Raw genomic sequence first — 22,236 nt, forward strand, 5'->3', positions numbered from 1 at the left:
CAGTCGAGGGGGGCGGTGCGGGAGGCGAGCGGCCAGACGCCTGCGGCGCCTGACACGTCTCTTTCGCCTCCCTGACCTTCAACAGCTAATTTCCCCTGCCCGTTCCGGGCATTCCTCGCGAAACAAATTAGCTGCTGACCCCCCTCTTTCCCTGCCGCCTCGTCAATTTCATCGAAACACGAACCAAGGGATCAGACAGATGGCTTCTCAAAACTTCAAACTGAGTGTGAAATCCGGCGAAACAGACGGCAAGACCTTCTGGGATCAGTGCGGCGTGGTCTTTGTCAACACCGATGCCGGGGGGAACATCACCTCGATCCAGGTGAAGCACAGCATGTTTCCGAATGTGGAGATGGTGGCCTTCCCCCCCCGGGAGCGCGACGATCGGGGCCGAGCCTATCGGGGGGCCTGCGGGCCTCCCACCCTTTTTGCGGACCAGGCAGGGCCGGGGCTAAAGCCCGTGCCCCTGCCTTCGATGCCTGTGGCAAACGTCGGGACAGGGACACCTCCGAGGGAGGCAGCGCGGGCTGCGCCCCCGCCTGTCCCTCGTCGCTGGGCTGCGGCGGTCTTCGCCCGCTGCGCAGACAAACTCCTCAGGCAGAGCGCGACGCCGGTGGCCTGAAGGCCACCAGAATACCGGGACGGCACCTGACGGAGCCGCCCGGGTCAGAACTGGGGAATGGGCGTGGCGGCGGCACCGTGGCGCTGAACCGGAAGGGATCGAAAGAGAGGGAGAGACGGCTTCCGGGAGGGTGATCCTGAACCGGATCGAGATCCTCAACACCGGAGACCGGCCATGACGAACCAAACCTTGCTTGAAACCCTCGCCAGCACCGAAGGACACGCGACCGCATACGAACTTCTCGAAGCAACCGTCTGCGACAGCGTGAGCCCCGCGATCTGCACCAATCCCGGCTGTGGCTACACCACCGATATGGAGCCCGATCAGGATCAGGGCTGGTGTGAACACTGCGCCACCAACACCGTGAAATCCGCGCTCGTCCTCGCCGGTATGATCTGAGGAGAATGACCATGACCATCGACCAGATCAAGAAGGACGTGGATGAGGGCAAGACCGTCTTCTGGGTCAATCACGGATATCGCGTCATCAAGGACAGCATCGGGCAATACCTCATCGTCTTCGAACCTAATGGCAACGTCATCGGTCTGACGAACCGCGCCGGCACCCGTCTGAACGGGGCTGAAGCAGACTTCTATCTCGGGGAGGCAGCATGATGATGACAGTCATCTATGAATCCGTCGACGGATGCCGGCGCGAAGGAAAGTTCTCCGAGATCGAGGATGCACGTACCTTCGCGGTCAAATGGGTTGGTCACAATCCCGATATCGGCGGAGGCTATGCCGTCTCCGCAGACGGGATCGGCAAAGTCACAACCGAGGGACTGACGCTCGAGGAGCTTTTCGAGCAGGAGGCACAGACCAAGGATGAGCAGGTCGGGTCCTCAGCCTGAATGTGGAGAGCAGTTTCGGATCGAGCGGGCAGTCCTTCGGCGTTGCCTTTCTCATTTTGCCTCCGTTCGGTGAGATCCGGTGTCCAGGTCATGGGGACCGCGGCCGGGATCATGATGCACCGTCCCAAAGAGGAAAGACGGCTCAGGATTTGGGCGGTCTGAAATCCATTGGAAGGAAAACACCATGGGACAACATACGGTCCGTTTCGCCATCAGCATCGATCATCACGAGCTCGCAACGGTTCTGGCCGGGCTCAGGCTGCTGCAATTGGTGTTGGATTTGCCCGATGACGTCGAAGCGATCATGACAAGCGGTCGTGATGTCCCGGCCATGGCAGATGCTGAGATCAGAAACCTCTCGCTCCGCTTGTCATTCGGTCAGGACGTGCCGTTCGAAACGGATAGCGACCAAGATGGAAAATGCTGCGACACCTGCGGCAACCCCGTAGCGGTTGACCACTGGGAAACCGTCGACGGTGGGTCTGTCAACGCACATTGGCGCTGGAACTCCGATGAATGTGGTGCATGTGCCGCGTCGCTGTTCGCAAACAGTCACGATTGATCGGGAGCCGCCTCAACGGGGCAAACAAAAAAGACCCACGCACTGGCATGCGTGAGCCCCTTTTAGAAGTTTCGATCTAGAGACCGATACTTCGAGTTTCCCCAGAAATCACTGGAAGTCAAGCTTTGGCGGTGCTGCGGAGCGGCACGGCAGAGAAGAGAACGATAAGGGCGTCCCGCCGACAAGCGGCGACCGTGCCCTAGTCGCGCAAGCGAGACCCGAGCCAGACCGGACGATGGGGCCGGCTGCGGCTGGCGCAAAACCGTCTCTACGAGCCAATTTTGAGCCTGCCGGTCCTGGCCTCCCTGCACGATCCGTCTCGGCCCATTCGGGTAACGGTCACTGACGCGGCGCTGCGGGCGCGAGGTCAGAGACAGACACGCCCGACGCGCTGCCGGAAAAGACCCAACAAGAGTCCTTGCCTCCGCCGATCCGATGGATCGGCTGCGCGTCCGCAGAGCGGACTTGCTCATAGGAGGGCCTGTTCCGGCCCTCTTTCCAAAGGGTGGGTCCTCGCCATGCTCGCTTCCTACACTTCGCTGCGCTGCGTTCCGTGCAGCTGCGCGTGGCTCCGGTCCCGCCTTCGGCGCCTTTGGAAATTCACCGACCCCGTTCGCCACGTGGCAGGGTTTGATGAGAGGGCCGCTGCGCGGGCCTCGCATCAATCCCAGCCCCCATTTTTTAGGGGCACCTCTGGGCCGACCTTTGCGCCCCTTTTGTGAGAAGTGAGACAAGACCATGACGACCCCTTATGAAGAAATCGCCCTCTTTGGATTGACCGAAAACGGCAGCGACGACTTGCCGATCCCTGCCCTTGAGGAATTGCAGCAACGCGCCGTTGGCGAAGCCTTTGACGCTCTGTTTGGCACCCTTCAGGGGACCGGCCTAGCATCCGAGATTGAACCGCTGGCCCATGCTTTTGCCACCATGTTGCAGCGTCGCGCCGTGGCCCTCGATACCGCCGCCGACCGTCTCAAAATGAAGATCCGCGCTTTGATCCCGACCATGGACGGCAGCGAAGTGTTAGAAAATGAACTGGACGACACAACCCGCCAGTTTGAATTTTTGCAGGAGAAGGCGGACGCCCTGAAAGAAATGGCAGAGACCGCCGCGCAGCTTTACGAGAGCGAGACCGGCAGCCACTACACGCCAGTCACGGGAGACCGCACGACGAAAACCGCGATGGCCAGCGGAGCCGTCTTTGAAGCAAAGCGCTTGCTGGACGCCGCCGACCGCGCAGAGGCAGAGCGCAACGCCGTGGAGGGAACAAAAATCGCCATTGCCGGAGATGTGGACTGGCTGGACGCGGCCCCCATCTGGAAGCGTCTTGACGTGGCCCTTGCCAAGGTCCCGGACATGATCCTTTGCCACAAGGGAGCCAAAGGCGTCGAGAAGATCGCCGCCGACTGGGCGCGCTCGCGCAAGGTTCCGCAAATCATCTTCCGCCCGAACTGGGCCGCGTTCAAGAAAGCAGCGCCGTTCCGCGCCAATGACGAAATGATCCGCGCGAAGGTCAAAGGCGCCATCGTGTTCGGAACCAAGAGCGGGATTGCACTCAATCTGGCCGACAAGCTGGAGGAAAAAGCCAAGCACGTCTCACGGATCAAAGGACCGGAAAAGACCCGCGACGCCTGAGCGGACACCAGATGAAAACGAGGGGCGGCCCACTGGGTCGCCCTTTGGCATGTCTGGACCCCAAACAACCAAGAGGCGAACGGCGGAGAGGGGTGGAAAGCGGGGTCTTGGTGTCCTGGCCGAGAGAGATCGAAGGCGATCCCTCCCCGCCAGAACTGGCGCTGACCGCGAGGGTCCGATGCCTCAAGGCATCGGGGGCGACGCACTCCAACAGAGATCAAGCCGAACAGGACAAAGACGCGGACGGAGATCCGGGAGGAGATCCGAGACGGCAGGACGACGAGGCAAGGGCCGGAATCGGAGCGGAGTCCCGGCCCGCTTCGCAGACCGGGACAACCTCATGCGGTGGCCTCCGGCCACTTGGGAAAACGGGGCTGCACCTGATGGCGCAGCCCCGTTTTGCGAGGTCGGAATCCGGAGGATCCGAAGAGCCTCGAGGGAGACGTCAGGCCCCGAAGATCTTGCGCATCTGCTGATCGAAAAAGGCCCGCGAAATCGTCGCCCGGTTGCCGGCATACCCATGGTAATGAGAGCGCCCCGACCGGGTCGGAAGTCCCGCCCAGATCTTCGCCAGATTGTCCATGAAACTCGCCAGAGGGAGACGCCCCTGAATGAAGGAATTGTACCCCGCCTCGACGTAGAGAACAGACGCGAACTGATCCTGAAGCTGAGGACTGAAACGGGCACCGTCCGGCACACCGAGCTTCAATTGAAGCCCCCTCAGCGTCGAGGGGATGATCTGGTATTTCCCGATGGCGTGATGCTGGCCGGGGGTGGCCTGAATCCACGCGTAGATCTGCGCCAGTGTCAGACGCGAGGGAGGTCCGGGAGGACGCCGCTTCGCAGATCCATGGACCGCGTCATAGCCCCCGCGAGGACTCTCGGCGAGCTGGATCAGAGCGCCCAACTGATCGAGACGGGAGCCGGAGGGAAGCCGGAAGCCTGCCGTCTTCGGGGGCTTCTTGCCCGGGGTCCCAAGCTCGAAATTCCGGGTCTGACGCCAACGGGTCTCGAACGGATCTGCGGACCATTTCACCCCGATCGGAGCGGACTTGCCATTCAGCTCGAAGCGGCCCTCAGAGCCCCATTCCTGGCCGATCGCGACACCGGGAAGGAGGACCAGCAGAAGGACGGTGACGGGCCTCAGGGGGCTTCTGAGGGGCCGCAGACGCCTTATTCCCTCGGGCTGCTCCGCAGTCCCGTGGACAGAGGCGGGGGGATGAGAGGCACCATCGGTCCTGTGGACCTCATGGTTTTTCCACACATAACGCAGCAAGCTGCATTTGCCCCAAACATCTGTTCTGGAACGAAAAAATGGCAAAAAATCGGTAACGAGTGATGCCCGCATAAAAATTACCTCCATTTTACAAGCGGTTGCGAAGGGCGTGCCCATTGCCGTCCCACGCTCTGCCCATTGCCGTCCCATTGCCGTCCCACGCTGTGCCCATATCCTGCCCATCCATGGCCACGGTGTGGAACCGGGAAATCGCTTGGCTAGAAGACGAATAGATCTTCAACACGTCACCTCTCATGTTCGTCCTCCCGGTCAACTTCCGGATCGCCATCTGGTCCGCGCTCACGCTCCATGCGGGCCATGACCTGACGGTCCTCTTCCAGATCAAGTTCAAGCTGTTGTTTGCCGAGATCATGGTCGGGCGACAGCCGCATCTGCTCGATCCGCAGGTTGGTCCGTTCCATCAGCGCCGACAGCTCTTCGTCAGTCGTCGCTGCCAGCATGGCGATCATCGCGCGCGTGGCCGACATCTCCTCATGAAGCTGGCGGTTCCAGTCGGACTGTCTCTTTCCAAGGGCGACGATCATCCGTGTCAGAGAGGAAAGAGACGGCGCGACAGCCGCCTTCACGGCGCTTGCAATCGCGTCTTCAGAGGCCTGATTTTCGTCGCCGCCTGCGTCGCTGATCGCCGCTGTGAGTTCGTCCCGGAAAGGGGTGAGGACGTCAGAAAGGGCAGTCTGAAGGTCGCTCGGAGACAGCGGGGGAAAGTGCGGGGCTGGGACCGCTCCAGCCGCCTCTAGGGCGACCTGAAGATCTGATTTGAGCTGGGAGATGGCAGCGTCAAGATTGGCTGCACGATTCGCCTCGTCACCCTCAACAAGGCCGCTTGCAACCGGGCCAAGATAGATCCGAATTCGCGAACTACTTTCGGTCGTCATCTCGTCATATCCTTCTGTCGTTCTCTGTGGGCATCGACCAATTCGGCGGCGTGTTCGAAGGGGTCCTTGCGCTCGGTTTCGGGGATCTTGTTCTTCGCGTCTGAGGGCTCCTGAGAGCGCTCCAGGGAGGCGTCTTTTTCGGGCGTCTGCTCCGGATCCTTGGGAGCCTTTTCGGCCTCCTGACGCGCCGCGTCGGCCGCGCGCGCAGCCTCGGCGAGATCGTCTTTCATGGCATCGCGCCAGGTCGAGAGCGCGTCCTGACGAACCCCGGTCGTCTCTTCGATCCGGGCAGCGAGCTTGTCGGAATCGGAGGTGAACAGGAGTGCCTCGTCGCGGGCGCGGCTGATCTGGACGTAGAATGATTTCTGCGAGGTCAGCGCTTCATCGGGTCCCATGGCGGCGATCACCCGGTCGACGGTGGCGCCCTGAACAGCGTGCGTAGTCGCCGCATAGTTGTATTGAATGCCGCGCGCTGCGAGCGCGTTCGGGTCCAGATCCAGCTTCGTGCCGTCCTCTTTCTCAATCGAAATCGAGCTCTGGCTGACGGCAGTGATCCGCCCTGTTTCGCCATTGGTGACGTTCGACTCTTTGTCGGTGATCTTGAATCGGACAGCGTCTCCAGCAGCCACACTGCGCTGGTCGGTATCGTAGGCGATGAGGCTTTGCGCGGCCCGGCTGCCGGGGCTGATGGGGACCGTCAAGGGGGTGCCACCCGCCTCGGAGCGCAGGATGAGAGACCCCTTGTCGAGGTCGACTTGCACCACGTCATAGGTCTCGCCCCGGGAGATGCCAGACGCCTTTACGGAGCGCAGCGCATAGACCACGTCGCCGGTCTTGTAGGAGCGCACATCAGCCGCCTCCGCGCGGGTGAACTGAAGAGGCTCAAGGCTCTGGATCGTCACCTCCCTGCCCCGGATCTTGCCCTCATCTTTCAGCCCCTCGCGGATCGTCTCGTTCATCTCATTGCGCGTCTTGTTGGTGAGCGCGATGAGACGGGTTTTGGCGCGGTCGCTGTCACTGAGACCAAGCCAGGCCTCGGCAGCGGCCTCCTTGAAATCCTCCGACACACGGAGGTTGTCGCCGATCTTGTGGATCGCCGCACGGGCCTCACCTTTGATCGCGTGGTTCACGGCATCGCGAAGCGCAGGATCACGCTGGCGCTGGATGTCATCCATCACGGCGGTCGGGATCCCGGCTTTCTGAAGCTGGTCGAACGGCGTGCCGGCGGCGACCGCGTCGAGCTGCTTCACGTCGCCCAGAAAGACGACCCGCGCCACCCCGGTGCGGGTCGCGTGATCCATCAGCGTCCGCATCTCGCGCGACGAGATCATCGAGGCTTCATCGACGACCATGATGGTCTTCGACTTGTCGATCTCGACGGGATGGGTCCGTTCACGAGTGGTCAGTGAGGCGAGCGTAGTGGTTTGCGGGATGGCCTCCTGAAGGGCGGCAACGGCCACATGGGAGGGGGCATAGCCCTCGACCGTGAATCCGTGCTTTTCGGCGTAGTGCTGGAGCTTTCCCATGGCAAAGGTCTTGCCGGTTCCGGCATAGCCCTGGACGGCCACGTAGCGATCCTTGCGGGAGGAGAGCGAGAGGGCCACCGCGTCCCTCTGCCCGTCGGTAAGGGTGGTTTTGGAGAGTTGACGGGCAAGAGCCGCGTCGCCGGTCAGGCGCTGCACGATGCCCTTTTCCACCCCTCCCGAGCGCCGGGAGGCCCGCCAGGTGCGCAGGTTCTCCCGCTCGATCGCGACCGTGTGCATGTCAGTGAGTTTTTCTTTTTCCTCGCCGGAGGCGATCAGGACCTTGGCCTTTTCCAGTCGCGCTACCTCGCGCTCGATCTCCGGCAGACCGGCAACCTTGGCCGATCTCAGGGCGGTCTCCATCAGATCCACGCGCTCGTAGACGGAGGCGCGCTCGCTCAGATGGGTGTAGGCGAATTTAACCGCCTGCCGGGCGTCGTTGCGCGGATCGAGCGCAGGCGTGGCCCCGAGGCCTTCGGCCTGACGGGCTTCGGCTTGTGTGATGGCAGCGGCCAAAACCTTTTCACTGACGCCCAATTCGAGAGCTTCCGCCCGCCAGCTTTCACGGAGTTCGGCCCGATCAATGGCCCCTTGCTTGGCCGCCCGCGTGGCCAGCGCGGCCAGCTGGGAGGTGTGCGGTGTCACGGGCAGGCCGCGTTCCTGAAGGGCCTCGAGGATCTGCTGACGGCGCTTGGCAAAGCCCTGCACAAGGCGCTCATCGACGCCCTGGATGTTGACCTCATCATATTTGCCCCGCTCCGTCTCATAGCCCAGAGCTCGGATGTTGCGATCAAGCTCGGTGCGATAGACCTCGGTGATGATCTTGCGATTGCGAAAGATCGCATCGTTATGCAGCGCCGTGAAGCGACCTTCGCTGTTCTCCACCATGTTGGCGATGACCGCGTGGGTGTGGAGTTGCGGATCGAGGGCGCGGGACGTGTCATGGCGAAACAGCCCAGCCACGATTTTGCCGCCAGTTTCCGTTTCCATATGACCGTTCTTCTGAACGCGGGTCTGGACGTAGCGCTGTTCAACGACCGTCATGGCCGCTTTGACGGCCTCATCATGAGCCTTGATCAGGCGCTCATCCCCGTAAACGAGTGCGGCGACTGAGACAGATTTGGAGGCCGAGAAGGTCAGATCGAGGCCGGGGCGGTGCTCGCGCTCGCCATCCTTGATGCGACCCATGACCTGATTACCATCCGGCGTTTCACCGTCGAGGATCTTCGCAAACCGCGCCTCATCGACCTGGCCTGTCAGATTGTGGCCTTCGGCTGACTTGCCGAACCAGGCGGAGGCTTCCTGTGCCTCCTTGGAGCCATCCACGTAGTAACCTTCGGCGCGGTAATACCCGCTGGCCGCCGCGCCGGCCGAGACCGTGGAGGGCGACATCATGAGGAAATACCCCGGTCTTCAATCTGGTTGAGCAGCGCAATCTTGGAGGGCTTGGCGTTTGATTCGATAACTGCGGCGCTTTCAGGCTGTGCTGGTTTGGTGGAGCGAACAGTGCTGCTTTTGTTGGTCCGCTGGTCAGAACCGGGATCGGGGAATGGCAGGCGCGCGCAGGAGGTTTGGGCAGGCTGCGTGGTGGCGCCAATCATCGGGATCGCCATGGCAGGGCGCGGAATCTCGGAGGATTTCCGTCCCCGCATCCGCTGGGTCGCAAAATGGTTCCAGTAGAATTCCCGCTGCATCGGATCGGTGCCAATGTCGTCGCGGACATCCCCGCCCAAATGGGTGTCGACCCATTTATTGAACTCACCAAGCTGTTCTTTCGCTGGCAAAGCGGCAAAGCCACGCAAAGGCGTCACACCTTCTTCCACGGCACGGTTCTGCTCGCCCAGATGCATCCCGCCCCGGTCAAAACCATCGCCGGAGTAGCGGACGAATTTCGGCACATCATTGTCTGAGGGCAGCGGATCGAAGCTGACCCGGGCCGTGGGCGCATCATAGGCCTGACGGAAATAGGCTGTCAGCTGGGGCAGGCTCTGGATCTCAGCAGGGGTCACGATGGCCTTTTGGGTCCGGCGTCCCAAAACGCCCACGGCATCGCGGGCTTGAGCCGCACCCAGCGTCAGGCTTTCCTGCGCCTCGATCACGTCCGACTCGCCCAGACTTTCTGACCAGAGTTTGGCAGTGCGGAAATCGGGCGTGTTGAAGACGACGCGGTTGTTGAGCGTGCCGGAAATGGTCTGGGCGCCCTTGTCTCCATAAAGATCCTCAAGCTGGGAATAGACCTGATAGCCGAGGACAAAGGCCCCGCCGAATTGGCGGATGGTGGCCAGCGATCCGGTGAGGAACGGCAGCCTGTTGAGCGTTGGAAGCTCATCGATGAAAAACCAGATCCGGGGATCGCGGCTCTCACTCATGGTCATGAGCGCATTGGCGGCGATCTCGATCACGGTCGAGATGACATTGCGCGTGGCAGCCGAGTGTTCGGCATCCGTGGTCAGGAAGACAAAGCCGGGCTCCTCGCTCAGGACCCATTCGCGGATCGAGAACACGTCCGCATCGTCGCGGACATATTCGAGGAAGGACAGGTGGGTGATGAGAGTTGCGCGGATGGATCCGCTCATCCGCTCCATCTTGTCGCCGAAGAAATGCGCGCCGGGGGTGTTGGCGACGATGTCGGATAGGGTTTCGTTGCTGATCTCGAGGATAGCCCGTCTCAGCGCCGCGTTGTTCGGGTTCTCCTGAGTGTAAATGGCGCGGGCAGCGTAGATGAAGACGAGCCGGGCGGCATTGGTCCAGAACGGATCCTTCTCATTCGGATTTTGAGGGATCATCACCTCGGCGATCTCGGTGAAGGACGCCGGGTTGGTGACCTCCACGAAGGGGTTCCAGCTGCGCGAGCGGGCATCAAAAGGGTTCAGAATAATGTCGCGCCCCTCGACATAATGCTTTGAGACCAGATGCCCGGTCCTGTCGTAAATGATCCCCCTGCCCTTCAGGTCCGAGACCGTCTTGAGCAGCTCATGCATGGCGGTGGTTTTACCGACGCCGACGGTGCCAAGGATGCCCACCTGGGCCTCGACCGCGTTGGGCGCGAACTCGATGCCGGCCAGCGTATAGCGGGGGGCTTTTTTCGCGCCCTTGCCGAAGCGCTTTTCATGGGCACGCCATTTCTCCCGCACCCAGCGCTTCAGCTCCTTCTTGGAGACCAGACGCGCGCCCCGGATGAACTCTTCCTTTTTTAAAGACCGGCCCACGAGAGCGAAAACCGCCCAGGCGAGGAAGAAGAAAATACTGGCAGGGATCAGGGAGATCTTCAAAAACCGCTTGGCATTGGTGGAGTAGGCCTCCGCGATCTCGCGGTAGGTGGCGTTGTTGTAGATCACCAGAGCGCTTTCGCGCACCTTCTCGCCACGTAGATTGATGTAGCTGTATTCCCGCAGTTCTTCGCCGCGATATTCGACCGAAAACGTGGCCAGCCAATGTGCCCAGGTGATAATGATCTTGTTGTATTCATAATTCAGCAGCACGAGGATCGTGAAGCAGAGGCCGAACACAGCGACCGACACGAACAAGGAATAGCGAATGACCTGGCCGAGCATAAGCGTCCAGTGTTGCGCCGTCTGTCCGCCACGGACAGACCAGATCGGGCCGGATTTGGGCATGGGAGCAGCCTTTCTAATCAGCGATCAGATGAACTGACGAAGACGGCGGGATCCGTCTTCCTCGAGGACCTCGACAAAGGGAACGGACGCGAGAAGGCCGAACAGTTCAGAGCGATACGGCAGGGGATATTGTCGGGAATCCCACGGCCCCTGAAGCTCGGGTTTGCTCGCGTTCAGGACGTCGTCCTCGGTGTAGGATTTAACGCCTTGTTTCCGAGAAACGCGGGCCATCTCTTGGGCAATATGCAAAGCCACATGAAGATCGCTGTCCAAAGAGGGCTTCGTGGTGTCCCGGTAGGCATCAATATTGTCGACAAGATCGAGCCACGCTTCGGGCGAGATGGTCTGGTGCGTCAACGGGAGGGTCGCGGGAGTCATTTGTCAGACCTCCCTCTGAGTAAGTCAGAAAGAGCATCTACGCGCTGACCAAGAAAGCTGTCTTCGTCCTTGAGAAGCAGGGCAGCGCCTGCGGCGATCAAAATCATGGCCAATAGAACGAGAGGTTTTCCTGATAGGACGCCGGAAGCAATCGCGGCAAGAGGGACCATGGCTCTGCGATGGGGCAAGCCAAGGAACATGGGTCTGTCCTGATGTTTCATCTCAGCAGCCTTTCTGCACGCGGGCGCGCTCAAGCTGTATGGTGCGTTGCGCGAGCGCGATCTGGCGGGATTGAGCGGCGGTGCCGCCGGAGGCGGTGATCGCGCCAGCAGCGGTCGACGCGGCACCGGCGGCGCGCAGGCCCGAAAGACCGCCGCGTGCGCCGGCCATGGTCAGGCCCGCGTCGAGGACCCCGGAGGTCATGTCATTGGCGACGCTCTGACGGCGAACCTGACCGTCAACGACTTTCTGCTCGGCGTAGACGCGGGAGAGCTCGGCCGAGATCTGCGGACAAGACAGAGCGAGGTCCGTGGCGGTCGGTGCCGCGCTGACCGACATGGCCGGGGACAGGCCGGCGGGCAGTTGCAAGGACTGTTGCGGGGCCGGAACGCAAGCGGCGAGAGGGAGGGTGAGGACAAGGGCACTCGTGACAAAGGGGTTCATGGTTTACTCCGCGTTTGAGGCTTCAATGGTGGGAAGAGAGGTGGCGGCAGCGGCGAGCCGCCGATCTGACGGAGCCATCCCGCGAATGATCGTGCCCCGTGCGACAAAGCCGGGGGTTCCAGAAATTTTGAGCGCCGTGGCCAGCTCGCGGGCCTGCGCCAGTTCTTCGGTGATGGCCCCGTCGAGCGCGGCGGTCTTTAGCGCGGATACATCGTAACGGCACTGTAAAGTTAAGGCGGTGATCGGTGAGATATGGGATCTGGTAGCATGACCAGGACCGACCTCTATCGCCGCCACCGCTTTCCGCCGGACGTGATCGCTTATACAGTTTGGCTGTACTTCAAGTTTCCGCTGAGTCTGCGAATGGTTGAGGACCTGCTGGCGGCGCGCGGGATCATCGTGTCGCACCAGACTGTGCGGGCCTGGGCAGAGAAGTTCGGGAGAGAATTCGCCAGAAAAATCCGCGAGAGATCGACTGGCCAGATGGGCGACAAGTGGCATCTTGATGAAGTCGTCGTTAAAATCCGGGGCACGAAACACTGGCTCTGGCGCGCCGTAGATCAGGAGGGCTTCGTTCTCGACGTCGTTGTTCAGAGCCGTCGGGACAAGAAAGCCGCCAAGCGTCTTCTTCGTAAACTTCTGAAGAAGCACGGCCTCCCGCGTGTCATGGTCACTGACAAGCTGCGCTCCTATCCGGCGGCGAAGAAGGAGATCGCGCCGGGTGTCGAGCATCGATCCCACAAAGGCATTAACAATCGTGGCGAAAACTCTCACCAACCGGTGCGACGAAGGGAGCGGATCATGAAGGGCTTCAAATCCGCGGCGCACCTACAACGCTTCGTCTCGATCCACGACCCGATTGCCAATCTGTTCCACCTGCCCCGCCATGAAATGACCTCCGCCGAATTCCGGAATCTCCGTCAAGCCGCGCTCGACCTGTGGTGGTTCATCGCGGGCGTCGAGCTCGCTTGATCGGCAAAATCAGCCGATACTTGCTCCGCTGCTGTTAACTTTACGGTGCCCCTAATCGAATTCATGCAACATGCTCAAGGCGGCGTCCCACTCGGGTTGGGGGCGTGTCAGTTCTGTCTCGAGCTGTTGCAGGCTGACCGGCTTTTTCAACAGCACGATGGATTTGCCGGAAAAGCGCTTGATAAAATTTGCATCGGGATTTCCGGTGGTCAATATGGTCCGGGCAGACTTGTATTTGGCCATGAAGGCAAGGACGGCGTTTTCGCTGGTGCCATCGGGCAGGTTCCAGTCGAAGATGCTGACGTCATAGGGATGGTCACCCGAAATGACGTCAAGCGCCTCTTCGACGCTACGACAAAGGGTTGTCGTCTGAAACCGCCTTTGCAGATACCGCTTTTGCAGATCGCCGAGGATCGGGTCGTCTTCAAGCAAAAGGCAGGACTGCCGGTGACGCAAATCGGTCGTCGGCGGGCTGAGCGAGGGCAGGTGGACGACGTTTGGGCCCTCTGCGATTGCGGTGGCGGGAAAGAACAGTTCGACCTGTGCGCCGTCGGGCGTATTAGATAGCGTCATGTTTCCGCCCAGCCGCTGCATCGTCTCACCGACCATAGCCAACCCCAAGCCCGAGCCTTCGCCGGGGCTTTTGGTGGTGAAAAATAGCTGGTGGCCCTGCCTCAGCGCCTCTTCGGCAAAACCGGTACCGGTGTCGGTTATGACGACGCCGACCATCGCAGGATCGCTGCCACTTTGCCGGTCTTGCAATGTGATAGCGATACGGCCCGGCTCCGAACCGATGGAATAAACCGAATTTCTAACGAGGTTTTCAATCGCGGTGACAAAATGTTGCCGGTCGATCCGGAAGCAGCGCGTCGCATTGTTGGTAAGGCTAAGGGTGACATTCCGCGGCACGGCAAGCTGCGAGCGCAGCATCAAAAGCGCCCTTTCGGTGCTGACCGTCTCGATACTGAAGCTGCGTTTTTGCGCATAGGCCAAGAGCTGTGAAATCATCTTCTTGGCCCGCTCGGACGATTCCACGAAACCGCGTAGCTCTGCCGCCACGTTGGGCGGGGTTTCGGGGTCTTCGCCCATCATTTCGGCACGCATGGTGATCCCGGCGAGGATATTGTTGAAGTCGTGCGCAACTCCGCCAGACACCCGACCCAGCGCCTCAAGCCGCGCCACGTGCTTATCGGCTTCGAATTGCATGGTGATCTGGGTCTGATCGCGCGCAACAAAAATCAGATCATCCGAGTCCGTTGTTGTGCAGACCCATGACAGGATCTTGCCGTTGATCAGGGTCGATGGTTGCGCATCCAGATGGCGCTGGACAGCTTGCAGTTTTTCCCATTGCGACAAATCAGGTGTAAATGCGGGCTTGCTGCTCATGTGAGAGACAAGAAAGCTGAGCGGGTCAGGTGCGTCGCTCTGTTCCATGAGGCTGGAAAACGATCCGTTGGCAACAACCAGATAACCGTTCCGGTCGAACACAACCACAGCATCCTCGATAGCAAGAAAGGCGCTTGCGATCAGTTGGCTCTTTTGGTTCAGCGCCTGCTGAAACATCGTTCGTTGCTCGTAGGCGCGGGCCAGTTCTTGGATCGCGGGCACGATCAGTCGGTTGCGCGACGCAAGGACAACACCGATCAGCATCACCGCAAACAGAACGGTCATCCCCGCCGCAAACCGTGCGTGCAGCTTCGCGTCCTCGCTCAGTAGGATGATGGTTTCTTCAAGTGGCTTCAGGTGCCGTCCGCTCTGAAAGACAACACCGAAGTTTGTGTCGACCATCGCGTTGTTCATCCCCGAGTACAAATCGACGGCGCTGCGCATGGTCTCCAGCCCCGCCACGATGCGCGTCATCGCTGCGTGCTGTGTTTCAATTGGGTAAGGCTGGCTACGCAAACCGAACAGATCAAGAGAGGATCGCGCGCGCGCGATCTCGTCGATCACAAGTGTCTGGTTGGTCTGTAGCTGATCCAGCAGCTGCCCTAGCCGCGCGTGCTGGGCGTCAGCATTGCGCCGGACATAGTCAGAATTCGAGGACTCCCCCATATCAATGGACAAAACATTTTCGACGCGGCGCCAGAGCATCGACTGGGCGTTGGCAAGCTCGATAATGCCGTTGAGCCGGTTTTGGGATGAGATCGCCCCGATCGTGATGAAACACGCCAGCGTCGCCGTCAGAATGACCGCCCATGTGGCCAGATTCGCGCGGCGAATGCTGGACCTGATTGGCAGATCACCCGTACTGCGTGTCATGGCCTGCTCATGGCGTCGATCACGCGCTCTGCCGCTTGTGCTGGCGTGATGGTCTCATCCCGCCATATCGTCACGATCACGGCATTCATCGCCATGATGCGGTTTTTGCCCTGAAGCAAGCCCTCCCACAGGAGCGGTCTTTTCTGCCACGCAACCAGAGTGTCGGCATTGCAGCGATCCAGCTGATCGGGTGTCACGCCACTGATGACGGGAAGTCCCCCTTTGTGCATCACGTAGTTGACGATGTTGTCGATATCGCTTGCCGCTTTGGCGAACCGGGTCTGGCCCTGCAGCAGCACGGGATCGTCGACATGGGTGAACACGAAGCTGTCGAACCCCCAGGGGATATAGCTGCTCTGGGGCGAGCGGGCACAGATCAGTTTGTCGGGATCGTCGAAGGCAGCGACGATGTAATCGCCGAGAAGAATGGACAAAGCCTCGCCGCGTTCGACCCGGGCGACGGTCTCTTCCCAGCGCAGGTCCTCCCTGTCGGGGGCCGCGAACCTGCGCAATTCGAACAGGATCTCAAAGGTGGTCTCGAACCGGTTGCGATAGGTTTCGAGGTCGGCCTCGCCCCTGGCCATCGACAAGACCTCTTCCTTGGAGAACTCAGAGATCATGAGGGTACGGTACATGGCGGTCAGCTGCCAGTTTTCATCTGAAACCGACAATAGGGGCACCCCGCTTTCCGCAAGCAAGGGACCGAGCGCAAGATAGGACTCCCAGCTTGTCGGGAGCTCGATGCCGAGGCGTTCAAAGAGCTGGCGGTTATAGGCCATGAAATCATAGGTGTGGATGCCGACCGGCAAAACACGCAGCACGCCGTCTGTCTCCGCGACCTCCCGGATCTCGGGCAGCAGCTTGTCGGCAAAATCTTCATCGACCGTATCGACGGTCCGAAACACGCCCAGATCAAACAGCTGGTTCAGCTCTTCGGAGGGTATCCATTGGATGATATTCGGCTGCGCTTCGGCGGCCAGCAAATCACTGAGCTGTTTGCGAACGCCGGTCGCGCCCCCCTGAACGGGCGTGTCAAACCATGCCATTGACGGATCAGATAACGCATCCCGGAACACATGCAGCGCAGCCTGCTCGCCGGGCGTGCGCCAGAGGTGCAAAAGTTCGATCCGCGCGGTTCCGGTGGTCTCATCCGCTCTGACGGCGGCGGGCATTACCATTAAACAGACGTTGGCCAGTAGGAACAGGGCGGCCAATTCATCTCCGATGGCGTGCGCTCTGTTGGTAAGTGTGCGAACGCAGAGACTTGAAAATATATGCATGAAAATCATCCGGCTGACATCAAGGACGCAGAACTCTTCGATATGATGATGTAAGCAAACAATTAACGTTCCGTTAACCGTTTACCCTAATAGCATGCAGCCATCAGATTTAGCTACAATCTAGGATTGTGAAAGGTTAGCTCTGTCACTGTGAATCGGCGTACAAAATTGACCCACTTTGGTGGGTTATGAGCGAGTAAAATTGACCCACCTGTTTTCGTTAACCTCCGCACTGAAAGTGCGGAGGAAAGAGCAGTGATCTTCGTCCCTGTCTCCGGACAGCGGGGTACTTCACCCCTGTTCACGAGAGGAGCACGAGATGGGACGACATCGACGGAAATACACGGAGGAATTCAAAGCTGCAGCGGTTGACCGGCTTTATGAGCCGGGCGCGACGCAAGGCAGCGTGGCGAAAGGGTTCTGTCGCAGACTTTTCTGGCGCGCGCGGATAGCCCTTTGGCCAGACAGACTTATCCTGCGAGGTCCGCGAAGATCTAGAACGGGCAGCGTCCGGCATCACCAAGTTGTCCCTTCCGGATCATGTGAGCGGCCTCAATTCCCGCGAGGGTCGCCTGCGCAGCATCGAAAGATTTGAAGCCCATCATCGGGCGGGTGATCTTCTTGATGAACCGGTGGTCCTGCTCGATGACGTTGTTGAGATATTTGACCTGCAAGACCTCGATCAGCCAGTACCAGCCGGCCAGGATCAGCGCGATGTTCATGTTGTCGAGGCCAGCAAGATTGGCTCCACTCTTATCGATCACGACCTTGTCCGGCCAGACGTTCCCGTCGATCGTCCGCTCGAAAAACCGGGTGGCTGCATCTTCATCGCGCCGTTCAGACAGCATAAAATCAAGGGGTTGACCGTCGCGATCCACCGCCCTGAAGAGATAGGTCCACTCGCCCTTTACCTTTATGTATGTCTCGTCGACGCGCCAGGACCCGGCAGTTGCCGCTTTGCGCTGCTGCGCCACGTCTGCAATCAGCGGCGCATATTTCACCACCCAGCGGTTCAGCGTCGCGTGATCAACAAGGACGCCACGCTCGGCCATGATCTCATCCAGGTCACGATACGAAACGGCGTAGCGAACGTAGAAGAACACCGCGTAAAGGATGTCTTCTTTGGGATAGTGGGCGCCCTTGAAGTCGATCATCCTGTCATTCCGTCAGCGGTGGCGTTGAAGCCGTCGACATACCGACGTCGCCCGCTAGACGGAAGTTCACACCCAAAATTTGCGACGGAACCCAGCGCGGCCAACTGGGAGGTGTGCGGTGTCACGGGCAGGCCGCGTTCCTGAAGGGCCTTGAGGATCTGCTGACGGCGCTTGGCAAAGCTCTGCACAAGGCGTTCATCGACGCCCTGGATGTTCACTTCATCATATTTGCCCCGCTCGGTCTCATAGCCAAGAGCCCGGATGTTGCGATCAAGCTCAGTGCGGTAGACTTCGGTGATGATCTTGCGGTTGCGAAAGATCGCATCGTTATGCAGCGCCGTGAATCGCCCTTCGCTATTCTCCACCATGTTGGCGATGACTGCGTGGGTATGGAGTTGCGGATCGGGGGCGCGGGACGTGTCATGGCGAAACAGCCCCGCCACGATTTTGCCGCCGGTTTCCGTCTCCATATGACCGTTCTTCTGCACGCGGGTCTGGACGTAGCGCTGTTCAACGACCGTCATGGCCGCTTTGACGGCCTCATCATGGGCCTTGATCAGACGCTCATCCCCGTAAACGAGTGCGGCGACTGAGACAGATTTGGAGGCGGAGAAGGTCAGATCAAGGCCGGGGCGGTGCTGACGCTCGCCGTCAACCATGCGCCCCATGACCTGCTTGCCGTCCGGCGTTTCGCCGTCGAGGATCTTTGCTGGTCACGCAGGATAAATGTGTCTGGCCAAAGGTCTATCCGCTAGCGCCAGAACAGTTTGCGACAGAACCGGCAGGGAAAGGGGCAAATGCGCCCTGAGTTTGATCTATGCAACAGGCTCCTTCGTCAGTGTCTGCACGAGGGCGCGGACCTCTTCGACCAGCATCTCCTGTGGAACGCCAACGACGCGGCCCAAGAGCGACAAATGCACAACGCCGTGCACCGCCGAGAATAAAGTCCGGGCCCGCTGAACGAGATTTGCTCCAGTAAGGTCCGGTCGCAAGATGCCCAAAGGCGGGACGATCAATTCGATGAGCGGGGCGTGCTCCGTGCGGTAGACATCGGTGATCACCTCCATTGGCACACGGTGGTTGAACAACGCCTGCCAAAGTTGCGGCTCCCCTAGGGCAAACTCGGCATAGACCGTGGCCAGCGCTTCAAGTTGAGCCCGTGGCGTTGGATCCGCCGCCTCACAGGCCTCTGCCAGCATGACCTTGAGACGCGACAAGGTACGAAGGTTCACGTCGAGCACAAGCCGGTCGAGATCCTCAAAGACGTTATACAACGCCCCGAGCGCGCAGCCGGCTTCGCGAGTCACCTCGCGCGCTTTGAGGCTGGCCAGACCTTCACGTGCGATCTGCGCTTCGGCCGCATCCAGCAGCCGGCCCCGAAGCTCCGCTTTACGCGATTCCCTCTTGTCAGACATGGTGACTCCAATTTTTTGAACAACGTTCATTTTTCTGTTGAACAGTGTTCACGCTTTTGCTATCCGATTCATGAACGCTGTTCATAAGTGAGGAGATGATGATGTTCAAGAGGATAACAGCCCTGTTGCGGGGTCGTGTCGGTGATGCCGAAACAGCTTTCAGCGATGCTCAGGCGCTGCCGCTCTTGCGGCAACAGCTGCGCGATGCAACTGTTGGCCTCGAGGCCGCACAGCGTGCCGTGGCCGTGGTTGTCGCTTACCACAAGCGCGAACAAAACCGCACCGACGACATTGCCGAGCGACTCACAGATCTCGAAACCCGCACACGTGCGGCGCTGGCACAAGAGAAAGACGCTCTGGCGCATGAAGGCGCGACGGCAATTGCCGAGCTTGAGCAAGAGCGGGAGGCCTCTCGCGCCGTGCTCGCGGGATATGAGACGGAGATTCGTCGTTTGCGCGAGGATGTGACGCTTGCCCAGCGGCGGTTGCGGGCCTTGCAGCGGGGCAAGACTCTCGCCGAGGCCACGGCCGCAACACAGAAGCTGCGCGGGACCATGCCTGCGGGCGTGACAGCCAGCCTCAGGGAAGCTGAAGAAACTCTGGCCCGTTTGCAGGCCCGGCAGACTCACGCCGCTGATGCGGCAGCTGCCTATGCGGATCTCAGCGCCGAAGGCTCCGCCGAAACCGCTTCAGACCGGCTGGCCTCCGCCGGATGCGGGCCGCGCAAGCAAAGCGACGCCGAAAGCGTTCTGGCGCGGCTGCGGGGCGCAACCTCCTCGCTGCCCGCCTGACCATCCCCCCCTTAAGCCAGAGACCCTGAAAGGAACTTGCCATGTCTGATTACACCCCCAAAGTCTCCAATGTTTGGAACCTGTTCACCTATCTCAACTTTGCTATCGCGGCCCTCATGATGGCCGGCGGCATCTGGTCTCTCGAAGCCAGCTTTTCGGCCAAGGGATATTACGCGATGGCCGCGCTGATGCTGGTCTATTCGACCGCTGGCATCACTAAGGCGCTTCGGGATCAGGAGGAATCCGACCGCATCTACAACAAGCTCGAAGATGCCAAGACCGAGAAACTCCTCGCCGAAGTCTCCGCAGCCTGATCCTGACACGCCACCGGAGCCTCTGCCCTCCGGTGGCCTTACACGAGGCCCTGCTATGACCCGTTTAAAACTGATCTTGCGGCACGCGATTTTCGCCATTTTTGCGATTTGTCTTGCCCTCTGGGCCGCAGGCGCTCTGACCGTCCATGCCGGGAACACGGCAGCTGCGGTTCTCGTCTTCGGCGGGCTATTCGTCGCCGGGATCGCCCGTTATCGGAGTCCGCTGACCGGATGGCTTGTTTTGCTCACCACAGGAGTGATGCTGGGAGGATGGTACCACAGTCTAACCCCCCGCGATGACCGCGCCTGGGCCGTAGATGTCTCTCGTGGTGCTAAGGCGGAGCAGAGCGATGGCCTCGTCACCCTCACCGACATGCGGGACTTTGACTGGCGCGACCGGCAGACCGCCGATCCGGCCTGGATCACCCGGAGCTATGACCCCGCTCAAGTCGTCTCGGTTGATGCGATCGCCTCGGTCTGGGATAGCCCCGACATTGCCCATATCCTCGCCCGGTTCCACTTCGCCGACCAGGAGCCAGTCGTCTTCTCCGTTGAAATCCGGCGCGAAGAGGGGGAGACCTTCAACGAAATTGGAGGGTTTTTTCGGCAGTTCGAGCTCGTCCTGATCGCAGCGACCGAAGAGGATATCGTTTCCCTGCGCACCGATCACCGGAAAGAAACCGTCGAGATCTATCCTCTCGCGCTCACCGCCGATCAGAGCCGCGATCTTTTCATGGCCTATGTGGATCTGGCCAACGCGCTGCAAGACGAGCCGCGGTTTTACAACACGCTGGGCGACAACTGCACGACGGTGGTCTACAAGATGGCCCTCAATCTGAAGGATGATCTGCCCCTCGACTGGCGGCTCATTCTGACCGGGCATGTCCCCCAGTACCTTGAAGCGCAAGGCATGCTTGCCGAACCACCCCATGAGCACGCCCCGTCAAATGCTGAGGCTATCAAGCAGCCCTTGAAACCCATGGCTAGCGCAACGCTGTCCCGAAATGAGAGCTCGCCTATAATGTCCCTGAGGAGCGACAGATGAAAGTTCACGTTCTTGGAACGGGTCGATCTGTTCCGGCTCATTGTCTGCAAAGCGCAGAGATTGATTGTCCTGCGCATATGAAGGATCGCATCGACGTTGTAGGCGTCAGGCAAAGATATGTCTGCCGCTCCGAGACGCAGATCGATCTGGCCGAAGCGGCTTGTGCGAAGGCACTCACGGATGCCGGGCTGAAGGCAGAAGAAATTGACGTGGTCATTTCCGCCGCGTCAGTGCCTTATCAGCTGATCCCGTCAACGGCACCTCTGGTCATGCGAGCCTTGGGCATATCGGACGGAACGGCAGCGGCCTTTGACGTGAACAGCACCTGCCTGAGCTTTGTTTCGGCGCTCGAGGTAGCCGCCCGGATGATCGAGGGGGGCGCAGTGCGGCATGTTCTGGTGGTTTCCTCTGAAATCGCCTCGCGCGGGTTGCCCTGGACCACCGCGCCAGACGTCGCGGCATTGTTTGGCGATGGAGCGGCTGCGGCGGTTCTGGGGGCTGCACCAGAGACGTCGGCCAGCGAAATCAAGGCTGTCCGGCTACGCAGTTATCCCGCAGCCTATGACGCATGCGGCATCTGCGCGGGCGGAACACGGTTTGATTTCGAGACTGACTACCAAGGGTTCAAAGCCCACAGTAAATTTTCCATGGAAGGAAAGGCGCTTTTCCGGCTGACGTCCCAGTATTTTTCTGGCTTCGTCGAAGATCTTCTCACACAGGCCGGTTGGGACCAGTCCGATGTTGATCTGGTGGTGCCACATCAGGCGAGCCCGGCTGGACTGGAGCACATGATCCGACATACGGGGTTTGACCGAAACCGCGTCATGCGGATCGTCGAAGATTACGGTAATCAGGTCGCGGCCTCGATCCCCTTTACCTTTGATGTTGCACGGGAACGAGGACTGGCGCCCGCAGGAACGCGAGTACTGATGCTGGGAACTTCCGCCGGTGTGAGCTTTGGCGGCGCGGCGCTGGTGATCTAGG

At 60.2% G+C, this 22,236-nt stretch carries 25 protein-coding genes; 12 read left to right on the plus strand and 13 right to left on the minus strand.

Annotated features, from left to right (window positions below):
* Positions 1–199: 199 nt before the first annotated feature.
* The 6 genes from FEV53_RS15015 (at position 200) to FEV53_RS15040 (ending at position 3,669) form a co-directional block, all read left to right on the plus strand.
* Complete coding sequence (locus FEV53_RS15015) at positions 200–622, plus strand: hypothetical protein (protein WP_142835620.1); 423 nt, start codon at positions 200–202, stop codon at positions 620–622.
* A gap of 174 nt (positions 623–796) precedes the next feature.
* The gene (locus tag FEV53_RS15020; RefSeq protein WP_142835621.1) at positions 797–1,021 is read left to right on the plus strand and encodes a hypothetical protein; all 225 of its coding nucleotides are present in this window, start codon (positions 797–799) and stop codon (positions 1,019–1,021) included.
* An 11-nt stretch (positions 1,022–1,032) separates the two neighbouring features.
* The gene (locus tag FEV53_RS15025; RefSeq protein WP_142835622.1) at positions 1,033–1,236 is read left to right on the plus strand and encodes a hypothetical protein; all 204 of its coding nucleotides are present in this window, start codon (positions 1,033–1,035) and stop codon (positions 1,234–1,236) included.
* Positions 1,233–1,472 (plus strand): hypothetical protein, encoded by a 240-nt coding sequence (locus FEV53_RS15030; protein WP_142835623.1) that lies wholly within the window; start codon positions 1,233–1,235, stop codon positions 1,470–1,472. The genes FEV53_RS15025 and FEV53_RS15030 overlap by 4 nt, the downstream gene beginning before the upstream one ends.
* Before the next feature lie 184 nt (positions 1,473–1,656).
* A complete protein-coding gene (locus FEV53_RS15035; protein WP_142835624.1) occupies positions 1,657–2,034 on the plus strand; it encodes a hypothetical protein in 378 nt (125 codons plus the stop codon).
* A 738-nt stretch (positions 2,035–2,772) separates the two neighbouring features.
* Positions 2,773–3,669: a DUF2493 domain-containing protein gene (locus tag FEV53_RS15040; protein ID WP_142835625.1), complete on the plus strand. Its 897-nt coding sequence runs from the start codon at positions 2,773–2,775 to the stop codon at positions 3,667–3,669.
* Between the two features lie 445 nt (positions 3,670–4,114).
* Here FEV53_RS15040 and FEV53_RS15045 read toward each other — a convergent pair whose 3' ends face one another.
* From FEV53_RS15045 to FEV53_RS15075, 8 genes are all read right to left on the minus strand, one after another.
* Complete coding sequence (locus FEV53_RS15045) at positions 4,115–4,945, minus strand: lysozyme family protein (RefSeq protein WP_142835626.1); 831 nt, start codon at positions 4,943–4,945, stop codon at positions 4,115–4,117.
* 245 nt (positions 4,946–5,190) lie between these two features.
* Positions 5,191–5,841 carry a hypothetical protein gene (locus FEV53_RS15050; protein WP_142835627.1) on the minus strand — a complete coding sequence of 217 codons (651 nt, stop codon included), beginning with the start codon at positions 5,839–5,841 and terminating at the stop codon, positions 5,191–5,193.
* Positions 5,838–8,759 carry a MobF family relaxase gene (gene mobF / locus FEV53_RS15055; protein ID WP_142835628.1) on the minus strand — a complete coding sequence of 974 codons (2,922 nt, stop codon included), beginning with the start codon at positions 8,757–8,759 and terminating at the stop codon, positions 5,838–5,840. The genes FEV53_RS15050 and mobF (FEV53_RS15055) overlap by 4 nt, the downstream gene beginning before the upstream one ends.
* Positions 8,756–10,981, minus strand: coding sequence for a type IV secretion system DNA-binding domain-containing protein (locus tag FEV53_RS15060; RefSeq protein ID WP_142835629.1), 2,226 nt, complete (start codon positions 10,979–10,981; stop codon positions 8,756–8,758). The genes mobF (FEV53_RS15055) and FEV53_RS15060 overlap by 4 nt, the downstream gene beginning before the upstream one ends.
* A 24-nt stretch (positions 10,982–11,005) precedes the next feature.
* Positions 11,006–11,359, minus strand: coding sequence for a hypothetical protein (locus tag FEV53_RS15065; protein WP_142835630.1), 354 nt, complete (start codon positions 11,357–11,359; stop codon positions 11,006–11,008).
* Positions 11,356–11,580 carry a hypothetical protein gene (locus tag FEV53_RS20950; protein ID WP_185962240.1) on the minus strand — a complete coding sequence of 75 codons (225 nt, stop codon included), beginning with the start codon at positions 11,578–11,580 and terminating at the stop codon, positions 11,356–11,358. Before FEV53_RS20950 ends, FEV53_RS15065 begins: the two co-directional genes overlap by 4 nt.
* 1 nt (position 11,581) lies before the next feature.
* On the minus strand, positions 11,582–12,022 hold the full coding sequence (locus tag FEV53_RS15070; RefSeq protein ID WP_142835631.1) for a hypothetical protein: 441 nt from the start codon (positions 12,020–12,022) through the stop codon (positions 11,582–11,584).
* Positions 12,023–12,025: 3 nt separating this feature from the next.
* Entirely contained in the window at positions 12,026–12,319 is a 294-nt protein-coding gene (locus tag FEV53_RS15075) for a thioredoxin domain-containing protein (protein ID WP_142835632.1), read from the minus strand.
* Between FEV53_RS15075 and FEV53_RS15080 the strand changes: the two genes are divergently transcribed.
* Complete coding sequence (locus FEV53_RS15080) at positions 12,290–12,994, plus strand: IS6 family transposase (RefSeq protein ID WP_142835633.1); 705 nt, start codon at positions 12,290–12,292, stop codon at positions 12,992–12,994. The genes FEV53_RS15075 and FEV53_RS15080 overlap by 30 nt on opposite strands.
* Before the next feature lie 51 nt (positions 12,995–13,045).
* On the opposite strand, the gene FEV53_RS15085 is transcribed toward FEV53_RS15080, so the two are convergent.
* Positions 13,046–14,944: an ATP-binding protein gene (locus FEV53_RS15085; RefSeq protein WP_185962241.1), complete on the minus strand. Its 1,899-nt coding sequence runs from the start codon at positions 14,942–14,944 to the stop codon at positions 13,046–13,048.
* Between the two features lie 305 nt (positions 14,945–15,249).
* Entirely contained in the window at positions 15,250–16,467 is a 1,218-nt protein-coding gene (locus FEV53_RS15090; protein WP_185962242.1) for an extracellular solute-binding protein, read from the minus strand.
* 385 nt (positions 16,468–16,852) lie between these two features.
* On the opposite strand from FEV53_RS15090, the gene FEV53_RS21570 reads away from it, so the two are divergent.
* On the plus strand, positions 16,853–17,128 hold the full coding sequence (locus tag FEV53_RS21570) for a transposase (protein WP_246100836.1): 276 nt from the start codon (positions 16,853–16,855) through the stop codon (positions 17,126–17,128).
* Here FEV53_RS21570 and FEV53_RS15100 read toward each other — a convergent pair.
* From FEV53_RS15100 to FEV53_RS15110, 3 genes are all read right to left on the minus strand, one after another.
* Entirely contained in the window at positions 17,028–17,687 is a 660-nt protein-coding gene (locus tag FEV53_RS15100; RefSeq protein ID WP_142835636.1) for an IS6 family transposase, read from the minus strand. The two genes, FEV53_RS21570 and FEV53_RS15100, sit on opposite strands and share 101 nt — an antisense overlap.
* Entirely contained in the window at positions 17,684–18,391 is a 708-nt protein-coding gene (gene mobF, locus FEV53_RS15105) for a MobF family relaxase (protein ID WP_281283534.1), read from the minus strand. The genes FEV53_RS15100 and mobF (FEV53_RS15105) overlap by 4 nt, the downstream gene beginning before the upstream one ends.
* Positions 18,392–18,502: 111 nt before the next feature.
* A complete protein-coding gene (locus FEV53_RS15110; protein ID WP_142835638.1) occupies positions 18,503–19,102 on the minus strand; it encodes a TetR/AcrR family transcriptional regulator in 600 nt (199 codons plus the stop codon).
* 101 nt (positions 19,103–19,203) lie between these two features.
* On the opposite strand from FEV53_RS15110, the gene FEV53_RS15115 reads away from it, so the two are divergent.
* Genes FEV53_RS15115 through FEV53_RS15130 form a run of 4 tightly spaced genes read left to right on the plus strand, consistent with a single transcriptional unit; the run spans position 19,204 to position 22,235 of the window.
* A complete protein-coding gene (locus tag FEV53_RS15115; protein ID WP_185962243.1) occupies positions 19,204–19,893 on the plus strand; it encodes a PspA/IM30 family protein in 690 nt (229 codons plus the stop codon).
* Positions 19,894–19,934: 41 nt separating this feature from the next.
* Complete coding sequence (locus FEV53_RS15120) at positions 19,935–20,207, plus strand: YiaA/YiaB family inner membrane protein (RefSeq protein WP_142835640.1); 273 nt, start codon at positions 19,935–19,937, stop codon at positions 20,205–20,207.
* A 55-nt stretch (positions 20,208–20,262) separates the two neighbouring features.
* Entirely contained in the window at positions 20,263–21,252 is a 990-nt protein-coding gene (locus FEV53_RS15125; protein WP_185962244.1) for an Lnb N-terminal periplasmic domain-containing protein, read from the plus strand.
* The gene (locus FEV53_RS15130; protein ID WP_142835642.1) at positions 21,249–22,235 is read left to right on the plus strand and encodes a 3-oxoacyl-ACP synthase III family protein; all 987 of its coding nucleotides are present in this window, start codon (positions 21,249–21,251) and stop codon (positions 22,233–22,235) included. Before FEV53_RS15125 ends, FEV53_RS15130 begins: the two co-directional genes overlap by 4 nt.
* Position 22,236 lies beyond the last annotated feature (1 nt).

This window comes from Palleronia caenipelagi (genome assembly GCF_007004065.1).
Classification (GTDB): domain Bacteria; phylum Pseudomonadota; class Alphaproteobacteria; order Rhodobacterales; family Rhodobacteraceae; genus Palleronia; species Palleronia caenipelagi.

Excerpts from the sequence above, each read along its gene's own strand:
- FEV53_RS15015 (WP_142835620.1), top strand. The coding sequence starts at position 200 with ATGGCTTCTCAAAACTTCAAACTGAGTGTGAAATCCGGCGAAACAGAC.
- FEV53_RS15020 (WP_142835621.1), top strand. The coding sequence starts at position 797 with ATGACGAACCAAACCTTGCTTGAAACCCTCGCCAGCACCGAAGGACAC.
- FEV53_RS15025 (WP_142835622.1), top strand. The coding sequence starts at position 1,033 with ATGACCATCGACCAGATCAAGAAGGACGTGGATGAGGGCAAGACCGTC.
- FEV53_RS15030 (WP_142835623.1), top strand. The coding sequence starts at position 1,233 with ATGATGATGACAGTCATCTATGAATCCGTCGACGGATGCCGGCGCGAA.
- FEV53_RS15035 (WP_142835624.1), top strand. The coding sequence starts at position 1,657 with ATGGGACAACATACGGTCCGTTTCGCCATCAGCATCGATCATCACGAG.
- FEV53_RS15040 (WP_142835625.1), top strand. The coding sequence starts at position 2,773 with ATGACGACCCCTTATGAAGAAATCGCCCTCTTTGGATTGACCGAAAAC.
- FEV53_RS15050 (WP_142835627.1), bottom strand. The coding sequence starts at position 5,841 with ATGACGACCGAAAGTAGTTCGCGAATTCGGATCTATCTTGGCCCGGTT.
- mobF (WP_142835628.1), bottom strand. The coding sequence starts at position 8,759 with ATGATGTCGCCCTCCACGGTCTCGGCCGGCGCGGCGGCCAGCGGGTAT.
- FEV53_RS15060 (WP_142835629.1), bottom strand. The coding sequence starts at position 10,981 with ATGCCCAAATCCGGCCCGATCTGGTCTGTCCGTGGCGGACAGACGGCG.
- FEV53_RS15065 (WP_142835630.1), bottom strand. The coding sequence starts at position 11,359 with ATGACTCCCGCGACCCTCCCGTTGACGCACCAGACCATCTCGCCCGAA.
- FEV53_RS20950 (WP_185962240.1), bottom strand. The coding sequence starts at position 11,580 with ATGAAACATCAGGACAGACCCATGTTCCTTGGCTTGCCCCATCGCAGA.
- FEV53_RS15070 (WP_142835631.1), bottom strand. The coding sequence starts at position 12,022 with ATGAACCCCTTTGTCACGAGTGCCCTTGTCCTCACCCTCCCTCTCGCC.
- FEV53_RS15080 (WP_142835633.1), top strand. The coding sequence starts at position 12,290 with ATGACCAGGACCGACCTCTATCGCCGCCACCGCTTTCCGCCGGACGTG.
- FEV53_RS21570 (WP_246100836.1), top strand. The coding sequence starts at position 16,853 with ATGGGACGACATCGACGGAAATACACGGAGGAATTCAAAGCTGCAGCG.
- FEV53_RS15100 (WP_142835636.1), bottom strand. The coding sequence starts at position 17,687 with ATGATCGACTTCAAGGGCGCCCACTATCCCAAAGAAGACATCCTTTAC.
- FEV53_RS15110 (WP_142835638.1), bottom strand. The coding sequence starts at position 19,102 with ATGTCTGACAAGAGGGAATCGCGTAAAGCGGAGCTTCGGGGCCGGCTG.
- FEV53_RS15115 (WP_185962243.1), top strand. The coding sequence starts at position 19,204 with ATGTTCAAGAGGATAACAGCCCTGTTGCGGGGTCGTGTCGGTGATGCC.
- FEV53_RS15120 (WP_142835640.1), top strand. The coding sequence starts at position 19,935 with ATGTCTGATTACACCCCCAAAGTCTCCAATGTTTGGAACCTGTTCACC.
- FEV53_RS15125 (WP_185962244.1), top strand. The coding sequence starts at position 20,263 with ATGACCCGTTTAAAACTGATCTTGCGGCACGCGATTTTCGCCATTTTT.
- FEV53_RS15130 (WP_142835642.1), top strand. The coding sequence starts at position 21,249 with ATGAAAGTTCACGTTCTTGGAACGGGTCGATCTGTTCCGGCTCATTGT.